Source organism: Pseudomonas sp. NPDC079367, assembly GCF_044542195.1.
GTDB lineage: Bacteria > Pseudomonadota > Gammaproteobacteria > Pseudomonadales > Pseudomonadaceae > Aquipseudomonas.
Map to the genome: position 1 here is coordinate 77,843 of NZ_JBITTW010000006.1, position 12,459 is coordinate 90,301.

The 12,459-nt window shown below is 62.1% G+C and carries 9 protein-coding genes; 7 read left to right on the plus strand and 2 right to left on the minus strand.

The window, feature by feature from the left end; genetic code table 11:
* Positions 1-89 precede the first annotated feature (89 nt).
* Both ACIGDJ_RS09390 and ACIGDJ_RS09395 read left to right on the plus strand, forming a co-directional pair.
* The gene (locus tag ACIGDJ_RS09390) at positions 90-1,274 is read left to right on the plus strand and encodes a DUF3142 domain-containing protein (protein WP_101159776.1); all 1,185 of its coding nucleotides are present in this window, start codon (positions 90-92) and stop codon (positions 1,272-1,274) included.
* Entirely contained in the window at positions 1,261-3,396 is a 2,136-nt protein-coding gene (locus ACIGDJ_RS09395) for a hypothetical protein (protein ID WP_397478699.1), read from the plus strand. The genes ACIGDJ_RS09390 and ACIGDJ_RS09395 overlap by 14 nt, the downstream gene beginning before the upstream one ends.
* On the opposite strand, the gene ACIGDJ_RS09400 is transcribed toward ACIGDJ_RS09395, so the two are convergent.
* Positions 3,393-4,022 carry a LysE family translocator gene (locus ACIGDJ_RS09400; protein ID WP_313000174.1) on the minus strand — a complete coding sequence of 210 codons (630 nt, stop codon included), beginning with the start codon at positions 4,020-4,022 and terminating at the stop codon, positions 3,393-3,395. The two genes, ACIGDJ_RS09395 and ACIGDJ_RS09400, sit on opposite strands and share 4 nt — an antisense overlap.
* A 145-nt stretch (positions 4,023-4,167) precedes the next feature.
* Here ACIGDJ_RS09400 and ACIGDJ_RS09405 point away from each other — a divergent pair, with 145 nt between their 5' ends.
* Entirely contained in the window at positions 4,168-4,641 is a 474-nt protein-coding gene (locus ACIGDJ_RS09405; protein WP_397478698.1) for an Lrp/AsnC family transcriptional regulator, read from the plus strand.
* 100 nt (positions 4,642-4,741) lie between these two features.
* Here the strand turns inward: ACIGDJ_RS09405 and lpdA are convergent, their stop codons facing one another.
* The gene (lpdA, locus tag ACIGDJ_RS09410) at positions 4,742-6,142 is read right to left on the minus strand and encodes a dihydrolipoyl dehydrogenase (RefSeq protein ID WP_397478697.1); all 1,401 of its coding nucleotides are present in this window, start codon (positions 6,140-6,142) and stop codon (positions 4,742-4,744) included.
* Positions 6,143-6,344: 202 nt separating this feature from the next.
* On the opposite strand from lpdA, the gene hflK (ACIGDJ_RS09415) reads away from it, so the two are divergent.
* From hflK (ACIGDJ_RS09415) to ACIGDJ_RS09430, 4 genes are read left to right on the plus strand one after another with little or no spacing between them, the layout of a single operon-like run.
* On the plus strand, positions 6,345-8,306 hold the full coding sequence (gene hflK, locus ACIGDJ_RS09415) for a protease modulator HflK (RefSeq protein WP_397478696.1): 1,962 nt from the start codon (positions 6,345-6,347) through the stop codon (positions 8,304-8,306).
* A complete protein-coding gene (gene hflC / locus ACIGDJ_RS09420) occupies positions 8,303-9,343 on the plus strand; it encodes a protease modulator HflC (RefSeq protein ID WP_397478695.1) in 1,041 nt (346 codons plus the stop codon). The genes hflK (ACIGDJ_RS09415) and hflC overlap by 4 nt, the downstream gene beginning before the upstream one ends.
* Positions 9,340-10,389 (plus strand): protease modulator HflK, encoded by a 1,050-nt coding sequence (gene hflK, locus ACIGDJ_RS09425; RefSeq protein ID WP_397478694.1) that lies wholly within the window; start codon positions 9,340-9,342, stop codon positions 10,387-10,389. Before hflC ends, hflK (ACIGDJ_RS09425) begins: the two co-directional genes overlap by 4 nt.
* A complete protein-coding gene (locus tag ACIGDJ_RS09430; protein WP_313000159.1) occupies positions 10,386-12,296 on the plus strand; it encodes a heavy metal translocating P-type ATPase in 1,911 nt (636 codons plus the stop codon). The genes hflK (ACIGDJ_RS09425) and ACIGDJ_RS09430 overlap by 4 nt, the downstream gene beginning before the upstream one ends.
* Positions 12,297-12,459 lie beyond the last annotated feature (163 nt).

Here is a 12,459-nt window from a genome sequence, read left to right on the forward strand (position 1 = left end):
GTCCAAAGATCGCAGCCTCGTTTCACTCGACAGCTCCTACAAGGTTTTTGTGTAACCTTGCGGCCTGTGGTCTCGGGGATTTTCAAGGTATGCGGTTTATTGTGGGTCTGTTTCTCGGCATGTTGCTTGCGGGGTGCGAGCAACACGCCGCGCCAGCCCTCGACCAGCAACTCTACGTCTGGCAACGTCAATGGACGCCGGCGCATGAAGCGGCATTGCGCGACAGCCACGACGACTTCTCGACACTGCGCGTGCTGGCGTTGCAAGGTTTTGCGGGGGCGCGGTGGAGCAGGGCGCGGGTTGATCCGGCGTTGTTGACAACCGATGGCCGCCCGTTGATCGCAGTGATTCGCCTCGATGGCCAGATGCCGTCGCTGGACCAGGAGCAGGTCACCGCGCAGATTCTGCAAGTCATCGCCGATTGGCAGGCGCAGGGCCTTACGCTGAACGGTATCGAAATCGATCACGATGCCGGTAACGCACGGCTGACCGGATACGCTGGATTCCTCAAACATTTGCGTGCGGCCTTGCCGCCATCGTTGCCTTTGAGCATCACAGCGCTGCCGGCCTGGCTCGATAGCGCGCAGTTGCCAGCGCTGTTGCAAAGCGTCGACAGCAGCGTGCTGCAAGTTCACGCCGTGAGTGATCCGCGACTGGGTCTGTTCGATCACGAGCAGGCGTTGAAGTGGGCCAAGGCCTGGGCACGTGTCAGTGCCAAACCGTTCTATCTGGCGCTGCCGGCCTACGGCGTTGCGCTGTTGGAAAATGACGGCGGCGCGCCCGTGGTGGAAAGCGAAGTGCAACTTGAGCGCGGCGGTCAGCGCCGGGAATTGCTCGCCGATCCGCTGCAACTCAGCCAGCTGGCCAAGGCTTTGCGCGAAGCTCCGCCCGAGCATCTCGCCGGGCTGATCTGGTTTCGCCTGCCGCTGGCCAATGATCGTCGCGCCTGGAGCCTGACTACGTTGCGCGCCGTGGCACGCGGCGATGTGCTGAACAGCCGATTGGGTCTGTCATTCAAAGAACTGGGCGGACTTTATGACGTTCAGCTCGAAAACCGCGGCAATCTCGACAGCCCCTGGCCCGCGCGAATCACGCTAAAGGCGCAGGGTTGCGCCGGCGCCGATGCGCTCGCCGGTTACTCGTTGCAACAAAGTGCCAATCTGCTTACCTTCTCCCGCCTGCGTGACGGCCGCTTGCCGGCTGGCGGGCAGCGCGCTATCGGTTGGGCGCGTTGTGCACATATTGATCAAGGAGGTTCGCATGTTGACCCGTAACTGGCCCCGCCATCTGCTTTGCCTGAGCCTCAGCCTGCCGCTGGGTTCGGCGCTGGCCTGCGGCCCGGACTTCCCCATGCGCCTGCTCGACAATCGCGCGCAGACCCTGGCCGATCTGCCCGAAGGCAGTTTCAGTTTCGAAATCAGCCGTTTGGGTAAAACCATTGCCGGGCTGAAAAATGTCACCGCCGCGACCCATAATCCCAATGATTACGCCGAAGACAACGCATCCGAGCTGGCGCGCGAACAGGCTGAGCAGCTTGGCCTGAGCACCGAGCAATACGCCGTGGTCAAGCGCCTGCGCGGGCTCAGCGATGCACGTCAGGCCGAGGAGCAGGGCGCCAGTCTGCCGGCGGAAATCCGTTTGTACGTCGCCGGCGCCGTGGCCTTCGCCAGCGGTGATCATCAATTGGCCACGGAGTATTTCAACAAGGTGCTGGGGCTGCCGGCAGAGCAGCGTCCGTTGCGCAGCACGTGGGCGGCGTATTCTCTGGGGCGCATCGCCTTTGCCATGAGCAACCAGGCGCACGACCGCAGCGCAGCGCTGGAGCAGGCACGCGATGCCTTCCGCCAGGCTCGGCAGTTGAGCATCGACGGCTTCAGCGATCCGCTGGAACTGGGCGTTGCCAGTCTCGGTGAAGAGGCACGCGCGTTGCGCAGCGCGGGCGACTGGAGCGCCGCCATCGAACTCTACGAAGCCCAGAACCTGCATGGCTCGGCGGTCGGTTACACGTCGCTCAAGCAACTGATGAACGAGCTGGCCGAGTTGCCCGAGGCTCAGCTGGCGAAACTGCTGCAGCAGCCAGCGGTGCAGCAACTGGTCACGGCGTGGCTGGTCAGCCGTCAGGGCTGGTCATTCGGCGAACAGCCGGCAAACGAAAAAAAGCTGGTAACGCTGTTGCAGAACAACACCCGTGGCAGCCACGACAATGCCGATCGACTGGCGGCGATGAGTTATCAGCAGGGCGACTACGCGTCTGCCAAGGCCTTTCTGGTAAACGCCGGGGACGGCGGGCTGGCCTGGTGGCTGCGGGCAAAACTGGCGGTGCGTGAGGGCGACATAACTGCCGCCGCCGCAGCGTACGCCAAAGCCGCCCAAGCCTTCCCGCAGAACGAAGACTGGGGTTATCGCCGCACACCGGACTGGGCGTTTGAAACGCTGCAGCCCAAATGCCGGGTCGAGGGCGAAAGCGCGATCCTGGCGCTGCAGCGCGGCGAATACCTGCAGGCTTTCGTGCAGTTGTATCGCAGTAACAGCATCTACTGGCTTGATGCCGCCACCGTTGCCGAACGGGTGCTGACGGTCGAGGAGCTCAAGCAGTACGTCGATGAGAATGTGCCGGCGCCGCCGCCGTTGACTCAACAGGAGCGCGATAACTACGTGCCGCTGTCGGTGGCCGCCAACCTGCGCAATCTGCTCGGTCGGCGGTTGCTGCGTGAAGGGCGTTACGAAGAAGCGATCGCTTATTTCGCCAGTGACGATTTGCAACGCAAGGCCCGGCTCTATGGCGAGCAACGGCTAAAGGCCGATGCTGCGTGGTGGCCGAGCAAACGCGCCAGTGCGTTGTACAACGCCGCATGGACGGCGCGGGAGTGGGGCATGGACATCCTCGGCTATGAGATGGCGCCTGACTACGCCACATTCGGCGGCAACTACACGCTGGAGAGCACGAAGCTGGATGTCGGCCTGCTGATTTCTGCGGCGCAAGTGCAGCGCCTGCAGGCGAGCGCCGCGCAACCGGACCAGCGCTATCACTATCGTTTTGTTGCTACGTCATTGGCCAGCCGCGCGGCCGATAACCTGCCGCACACCAGTCAAGCGTTTGCCGCGGTGTTGTGCAACGCCGCCGGCTGGAACAGCAGCCTTGAAGACCAGAGTGCGCTGTATCAGCGCTACGTCAAGGAAGGTCCTTATGTGCCGTGGGCACAAGACTTCGGTAATCAGTGCCCGTACCCGGACTTCGAAAATGCCGACAAGCGCTACGTCATCCAGGTCACCGATGCCGTCCGTGCGACGCTGCGACCGTACAAGTGGCCGGTGCAGATCGGCGCGGTGCTGCTGGTCGCTGCTGCTGCGCTACTGCTGATCACCCGTCGCCAGCGCAAGGTACGCAAGGCTTAAGCCTGTTGAATGAAGCTCAGGCGTACGGCGAAGCCAATCAACAGGCTGCCGAACAGCCATTGCTGAACGCGCTGAGCCGTTGGACTGTGTTGCAGCCAACGGCCCAATGCCGCACCGGTCAGGGCGACAGCACTGTCGAACAGCAGGCCGACGCTGACCAGCACCAGGCCAAGTAGAGCGAACTGGCCCAGCACCGGCGTGCCATGACTGACGATGAATTGCGGCAGCAACACTGAGCAGAACAGCAAGGCCTTGGGGTTGAGCAGGTTGGTCAGCAGGCCGCGCCGGATCGCCTGCCGCCATTGATCTTCGCCGAGTAGCTGCTCTTGCGCTTGCAGGTTCGGTACGAGCGGGCTGCGAAAACATTGAATGCCGATCCACAGCAGGTACGCCGCGCCCGCGATGCGCACCACGTCAAACGTCCACGGTGCCGTTTTGAACAGCGCCGCCAGCCCCAATGCCGCCAATGCCACGTGGCAGGCGCGGGCGATCGCCAGGCCCAACGCGGTGGCCAATGCCGCGCCGCGACCCTGCCGCGCACCGGTCTGCAACAGCAGGATCATGTCTGGCCCCGGCAAAAGAAGCACCACAGCCAGCGTCAGGATAAACAGCCAGAGACTTGCCACGTCACGCCCTCGTTCGTTGTTGATGTGTGGGCGCCAGTCTAGAGCGAGAGGGCGGGGCAGGTGCTTGCGTAGTCGGCTTCAAAACAGGGCGGGTTTGGCATAACCTGCTGGTTTTATGAGCTGTACCTATCGGGATCTGCCAAAGATGAAACTCGACACTTACGACCGCAAGATTCTCGCCGCGCTGCAACGCAACGGCCGCCTGAGCAATGTCGAGCTGGCGGAAGAAATCGGCCTGTCCGCCTCACCGTGTTTGCGGCGGGTGCGCATGCTGGAAGAGGCAGGGGTGATTCGCGGCTATCAGGCCAATCTGGATCGTGATGAAGTCGGGTTGGGGCTGACGGTGTTTGTCGGCGTCAAAGTCGAGCGGCACAACGAAGAGCGGGCCGAGGCTTTTTATGCCGCCGTCACTGCATTGCCCGAGGTTGTCTCAGCGTTTCTGGTGTCCGGGGAGTCGGATTTCCTGTTGCAGATAGTCGTGCCTGACCTGCGAGCGTATGACCGCTTTGTCAGTGGACACCTGCTCAAACTCCCGGGGGTGAGCGATATTCGCAGCAACTTTGCCATTCATACGGTGAAAGCGCCGGGTGCGTTGCCGTTAGGGCATCTGCCGCTGTAGACCGGGTAGCGCCATTGGCGAGCAGGCTCGCTCCCACAGGGGTAACGCATTCCAAAGTGGGAGCGAGCCTGCTCGCGGAGGCGGCGGCAAGGTTTGAAAGCTACATTTGCGTCGCCATCCCCTCGACATTCATCGCCGCCTGGCGCAAGGCTTCCGAACGCGTCGGATGCGGATGGCAGGTCAGTGCGATGTCCTCGGCCGACGCGCTGAACTCCATCGCCACACAAAACTCGCCGATCATCTCGCTCACGCTCGGCCCGACCAGATGCACGCCGAGCACTTCATCGGTGCGCTCGTCGGCGAGGACTTTGGCAAAGCCTTCGGTTTCGTGATTGATCTTCGCACGGCTGTTGGCCGTGAAGGGAAACTTGCCAACCTTGTAGGCACGGCCCTCGGCCTTGAGTTGTTCTTCGGTCTGGCCGACGCTGGCCAGTTCCGGTTGGGTGTAGATGACGTTGGGGATCAGCGCGTAATTGACCTCGCCCGCCTTGCCGTGGATCTGCTCGACGCAGGCCATGGCTTCGTCTTCAGCCTTGTGCGCGAGCATCGGCCCGGAGGTGACGTCGCCGATCACCCAGACTCCGGCGGCTTCGGTGCGATGTTGTTTGTTGGCGAGCATGCCGCGTTTGTCGGTACTCAGGCCGACGTTCTCCAGCCCCAGGCCTTGGGTGTACGGCCGGCGCCCGATGGCCACCAGCACATAATCGGCTTCGATCAGCTCAGCCGTGCCGCCAACGGCAGGCTCGACACTCAGCTGCACGCCTGTAGCAGAATGGGTGGCGCTGGTGACCTTTGAGCTCAACTTGAAGGCGATGCCCTGTTTGCTCAGCGCGCGCTGCAAGGTCTTGCCGGCCTCGGCATCGACACCGGGGCAGATGCGGTCAAGGTATTCGACCACGGTGACCTGCGCGCCGAGTCGCCGCCATACCGACCCCAGCTCCAGGCCGATCACCCCGGCACCAATGACCACCAGATGTTTGGGTACTTCACCGAGCGACAGCGCGCCAGTGGAATCGAGGATGCGCTGGTTGTCGATCTCGACGCCAGGCAGGGGAGTGGGTTCGGAGCCGGTGGCAATAATGATGTCCCTGGCGGTGAGCTCGGTCTTGTTGCCCTGGCCGTCGGTAACCGTCACTTTGCCCGGGCCGTCGATGTGGCCCCAGCCCTTGATCCAGTCGACTTTGTTCTTGCGAAACAGGAACTCGATGCCCTTGGTCAGGCCGGCGACGCTTTCGTCTTTCTGTTTCATCATCTGCGCAAGGTTCAGCGTCGGTTTGACCTCGATGCCGAGGTTGGCGAACTCCGGACCCACCGCAGCGGCGTACAGCTCTGAGGCGTGCAGCAAGGCTTTGGACGGCATGCAACCGACGTTCAGGCAGGTGCCGCCCAGCGTTGAACGCCCCTCAACGCAAGCGGCCTTGAGCCCGAGCTGACCGGCGCGGATCGCTGCGTTATAACCGCCGGGGCCACCGCCCAGAATCACCACGTCATAGTTGCTCATGCGCTTGCTCCAGGTTGCTCGATGGGAATAGCCAAGATTAGTTGCGATAAAAATTATGCGCGTAATATGAGCGTTGCCGGACATTTCGGTCAAGGCTTCAGGCAAACGACAGCTGCGGCGTTTTTGAATAAGCGCAGTTGTGTACGAATATTTCACAGTTTCCGTTATATCGTAACGCTACGACCAATTTAGCCGGGGTGATATGCAAGTCGATCTTGAGTTGGACGCCACGCCAGTGACCGGGCTGGCGCGGTTTCAGCAGGCAGCCGCGCAGGGGCGCAAGTTGCGCCGGCTGGCTTATGGTCTCGGCGCATTGGCCGGGCTGGGCTGGATGCTGGCGTTTTTCGTCGGCCTGTTTGCGCCGCAATCACTGTGGTTGCCGTTGTTGATCAACCAGAGTGCAGCGTTGCTGGTTCTGGTCGCCGGAGCGCAATCGGCGTGGTGGGTGGCGCAATGGCGCGCGCGGGTCATGCATCCGCCAGTTTCGCCGCCGGCAATGGTGGAGGCGGGCGTTGCAGGCGATGGCTGGTATGAAAGGTTGCTGGAGCGCTTGAGTCAGCGCAGCCGGCATCTGCTTGGACAAATCGGCGCGCCAACGTTATGGCTCGGCGGCTGGGCGTTACTGGTTCTGCTCAGTACAGAGCAGGTCTGGAATCTCACTTTACCTTCGGCGGCGTTGGGTCTTTCGGCGAACCTCGGTGCGGCATTGGCGTTGTTACTGGCGTTTGCCGTGCTGGTGGTAGAGCGGCAACTGGCGCAGGAGCCGTCGGCGCAATGGCCGGAAGCGGTGGCACTGGCGCAACTGTCCCGGGTGGTAATCATCACCCTTTTGATCAGCGCATTGTGTCTGCTGTTTGCCAGCGAAACCGCAGTCTGGCCAGTGCGCGTTGCGGTATTCAGCGCAATCCTGCCGATGTCGGTGGCCATGGAACTGCTGTTGCGCGCCGTCCTGTCAGTCTTCAGCCCGCGCCGTGAACAACTTGAGCCGACCCTGCTGGCGCGCAGTGTCATCGCCGACATGCTGCGCTGGCCGCCACAGCCGTGGCTGGCGTTGCAACACGAAATGCACAATCGGTTCGGCATCGATCTGCGCCAAGTCTGGGCCTTCAGTTATATGCGCCGGGCCTTGTTGCCGGTGTTGGCGGTGGTCGCCCTGAGCGGTTGGCTGCTGACCGGCATCCATGAAATTCCCCTGCAAGGTCGCGGGATCTACGAGCGCTTCGGTAAACCGGGACAGGTATTCGGCCCTGGTTTGCATGCCGGTTTGCCTTGGCCATTGGGGCGGGTGATCTCCGTTGAAAACGGCGTGGTCCATGAACTGGCGACCAGTGTCGGCGACAAGCCAATCGCCGTGCAGTCCGACTCCGCTGAAGGCCCGGCGCCGCTGACCGCCAACCGGTTGTGGGATGCCAGCCACGTCAATGACAAATCCCAGGTCATCGCCAGCAGCCGCGGCGCGCGACAGGGCCTGCAAATCGTCAACATGGACGTGCGCTTTGTTTATCGCATCGGTTTGAACGACGAGGCGGCACTCGCCGCGACTTACAACAGCGCCGATGTCCCGACCCTGATTCGCAGCACCGCCAGCCGCATTCTGGTTCACGATTTCGCCTCGCGCACCCTCGACGGTTTGCTGGGCGATGACAGGGCAGGGCTGGCCGAAAAAATCGGCCGCGCGGTGCAAAGCGATCTGAACCACCTGAACAGTGGCGTGGAAATTCTCGCCACAGTGGTGGAAGCGATTCATCCGCCGGCGGGCGCGGCGAATGCCTATCACAGTGTGCAAGCGGCGCAGATCGGCGCGCAGGCGTTGATCGCTCGCGAGCGCGGGGCGGCTGCGCAGGCCATTAACGAGGCGCAGTTGCAGGCGAGCACGGCGCGGGATCAGGCAACGGCCAATGCGCGGGAGATCAATGCCGCTGCACAAACGGCCGACCTGAAATTCGGCGCCGAACAAAAGGCGTTCGCCAGTGCCGGCCAGGCCTTCGTGCTGGAGCAATATCTCAGCGAGCTCAGTCGGGGCCTGAGTAAAGCCAGGTTGCTGATACTCGACCATCGACTCGGCGGCAGCGCAAATGCGCCAACCATCGATCTGCGCACTTTCACTTTGCCGACTGATCCGTCCTCCCCACGCACCACCGTTCAGCCAGGAGCCACCCATTGAGCCAGTCGCCTGTTCATGATGTTCACGACCACAGCGGCCACGACCACGGCCACGGCGGGCATCACCATCATCATGGCCATCATCACCACGGCAATCCGCAAGAGGCCGGACCATTTCCGTGGCGCCGTATGGGCTGGGCCGCGTTGCTGGTGGCGTTTGCCGTGGCCGCCGCGAGTCTGGTGCAAGTGCGCTCCGGTGAAGCCACAGTCATCACCCGTTTCGGAAATCCGTCCCGGGTCTTGCTTCATCCGGGTTTGAACTGGCGGTGGCCTGCACCATTCGAAGCGGCGATCCCGGTGGATTTGCGTCTGCGGACAACCTCCAGCGGTTTGCAGGATGTCGGCACCCGCGACGGTTTGCGCATTATTGTTCAGGCTTACGTGGGGTGGCAGGTAGAGGGTGATCCTGAACACGTGCAGCGCTTCATGCGCGCCGTGCAGAACCAGCCGGACGAAGCGGCGCGGCAGATCCGCACCTTCGTCGGCTCGGCCCTGGAGACTACGGCCAGCAGTTTCGACTTGGCCAATCTGGTCAACACCGATGCCAGCCAAGTGCACATCACCGATTTTGAAGCGCAGTTACGTCAGCAGATTGATCAACAGTTGCTCGCCACTTATGGCGTGCGCGTGGTACAGGTCGGCATCGAGCGGCTGACTTTGCCTTCGGTCACACTCAGCGCCACGGTCGACCGCATGCGCGCCGAACGCGAAACTATCGCCACTGAGCGCACAGCCATCGGCAAACGCGAAGCGGCGCAAATTCGTTCCGCCGCCGAGCGCGATGCGCGCATCGTTCAGGCCGATGCAACAGTTAAAGCCGCTGACATCGAAGCGCAATCTCGGGTCGAAGCGGCGCAGATTTACGGTCGCGCCTACACCAGCTCGCCGCAGCTTTACAACCTGCTGCGCTCGCTCGATACCCTGGGAACCATTGTCAGGCCGGACACTAAACTGATTCTGCGCACCGATGCCGCACCGTTCCGCGTATTGGTCGATGGCCCGCCGACTTTCGACAACAAGGCCGGATTGCAGCCATGACAGACGAAGTTCCACGTGGAACACATTCGTTGAACAGTCCTTGGATTCAGGCTGGGCGCCTGGCGTTTATCGCCCTGTATGCGATCACCGTGTTGGCGGCGCTGGCATGGGCGTTTTCGAATGTCCGGCAGATTGATCCGCAAAACCGCGCAGTAGTGCTGCACTTCGGCGCGCTGGATCGGGTTCAGAATGCCGGACTGTTATGGGCATGGCCGCAGCCCTTTGAACAGGTGATCCTGTTGCCGGCGGCGGACCGGGTGATCGAGCGTCGGGTGGAAAATCTGTTGCGCAGCGACGAGGCGCTGAAGGCTGACCGTGTGGCCTCTTTTGCTACGCCATTGAACGATGCTCTCGCTGGGTCGGGTTATTTACTGACCGGGGACGCCGGCGTAGTGCAACTGGACGTACGCGTTTTTTACCAAGTTTCCGACCCCTACGAATTCGTGTTGCAGGGCGAACATGTGCTGCCGGCACTCGATCGGTTGGTGACGCGCAGTGCCGTGGCGCTGACCGCTGCGCGTGATCTCGACACCATTCTCGTCGCTCGCCCGGAACTGATCGGCGCCGACAATCGGGCGGCCGAGCGCCGTGAGCGGTTGCGCGGTGATCTGGTGCAAGGCATCAACGCGCGACTCGCCGAATTGAAGGCGAGCGGGCAGGGCATCGGTATCAGAGTGTCGCGGGTCGACGTGCAATCGAGTCTGCCGGAGCCAGCGGTCAGTGCTTTCAATGCCGTTCTGACGGCCAGTCAGCAGGCGGATAAGGCCGTGGCCAACGCGCGGACCGAGGCGGAAAAGCTCACGCAATCTGCCACTGAACAGGCTGACCGCACGCTGCAAGTGGCGCACGCGCAGGCGGGCGAACGCCTTGCGAAAGCCACGGCCGATACCGCCACCGTCTTGAGTCTGGGAAAATCCGTGGACTCGCAAATGCTCCTGCGTCTGTATCGCGAACGCATGCCGAAAATTCTTGGTCAGGCCGGGTCGGTCACCACTATTGACCCGAAAGACGATTCTCGATTGATCATTCAAGGAGCCAGTCAATGACGGCGACTTCTGCTGCTCCTGGTCTGTTGTCCTCAGCCGAACAACGTCGCGCCGCACGCCAATTGACCTTGGCGATGCTCGCGCTCGGGCTGCTGGGTCTGGGTTTGCTCTGGCGCTGGATGCTCCCGCAGCAAATCGGGGTCAGCCAATTGCTGCTCGGGTTCGCCTCGTTGCTGGTAGCGGTTCCAGTGATGCGTTCGGCGTGGTACAGCCTGCGTTATCCCAGCCTGCACGGCATCACCGACCAGTTGATCGCGTTGGCCATGCTCGGTGCGTGGGCGACCGGCGATCTGCTCACCGCAGCGTTGTTGCCGATCATCATGATCTTCGGCCATGTGCTCGAAGAGCGCAGTGTCATCGGCTCCCAGGAAGCGATTCATGCCCTTGGCCAATTGACACGAAGCCATGCGCGCAAGCTGCAAGCAGACGGTTCGATCATCGAGGTGGATAACAGCGCGTTAAGCGCTGGGGATATTGTCGAAGTGCGCGCCGGCGATCGGGTGCCGGCGGATGGCCAAGTGTTGTTCGGACAGGCGAGCCTCGACACTTCGTCGATTACTGGTGAATCGGTGCCGGTGGACGCTGAAGTCGGCACACTGGTGTTCGGTGGGGCCATCAACCTCGACGGAGTGCTGCGCATTGAAGTCACCCGCACCGGCGACGAATCCACGTTGGGCAAAGTCATCGCCCTGATGCAAAACGCCGAGCGCTCGAAACCGCCGATCACGCGATTGCTCGAACGTTACGCCGGTAGTTATATGGTGCTGGTGTTGCTGCTGGCAGCGGTGACCTGGTTCGTGACCAACGACGCCCAGGCAATGCTCGCGGTATTGGTGGCGGCGTGTCCGTGTGCTTTGGTGCTGTCGGCGCCGGCCACGGCAATTGCCGGCGTAGCCGTGGCTGCTCGCCATGGGATTCTGATTCGCAGCTCGGCGTTCCTTGAAGAGCTCGCCGATCTGACCTCACTGGTGGTCGACAAGACCGGCACGCTGACTTACGGCACGTTGCGTTTGCAGTCCATCGACAGCCTCGAAGCTGACGCTGCCCAAGTGCGAGCGCTGGCCGCCAGCCTCGGCGCGGCCAGCAGTCATCCGGTCAGCCGCGCACTCTCGGTGCTGGTCACTCAGCAAGCCTATTGGCCGTTGAGCGATATCCATGAACGCCAGGGCCTTGGTGTCGTAGCAGTAACAGAGAAGGGCGAAGCTGTGCTCGGCCGTCCCGAACTGTTCGCGCAACTGGGCGTCTCCACGACCGCCGTGCCTGATCACGATGGCCCAATCGCCGGCCTGGCTTTGAACGGCAAATTCCTCGCCTGGCTGTTGCTCGCCGACAGCGTCAAACCCGAAGCGCGCTTTGCCTTGAGCCAATTGCGCGAACTGGGGCTGGGCCGACAATTGCTACTGACGGGTGATCGGCAGAGTGTGGCCCGAACCCTGGCGCAAGAGGTCGGGCTGAGCGACGTCCAGGCGCAAGCGCTGCCGCAAGACAAGCTCAATCGAGTACTCAGGGAAATCGACCACGGCTTTCGCCCGATGGTGGTTGGCGACGGCATCAACGATTCCCTCGCACTCAAGGCCGGCGTGGTTGGCGTAGCGATGGGCGCAGGCGGCGCCGACATTGCCCTGGCGTCGGCGGACATCGTTTTGATTGGCAGCGATTTGCGTCGCCTCGCTACCTGCGTGCGCTTGAGCCGTCGGTGCCGGCGCACCTTGCAGGTCAATGTGATCATTGGTCTTGGCTGGACGCTCGCCATCGTGGTCTTCGCCGCTTTCGGATGGCTGGGCGCGGCCGGGGCGATGATCGCGGCGTTGCTGCACAACCTGAGCACCCTGTTGGTGCTGGGCAACGCGGGACGTTTGCTGCGCTTTCAGGAGCCCTTGCTCAAGCTCGACACCCAGGAAAAATGAAAGAAAATTCATCGAACCGCAGGCTGTGCAGGCAGTCATCTACCGTAAGGCGCGGATTATCGGCTGTTCAGCCGAGGCGCCGGTGATGGTAGACAGGGCGGATCGAATCGATAGCCTGCTATTTTTCCAGGTTGGTCTACCCTCAGATCAGACGTCTGAAACA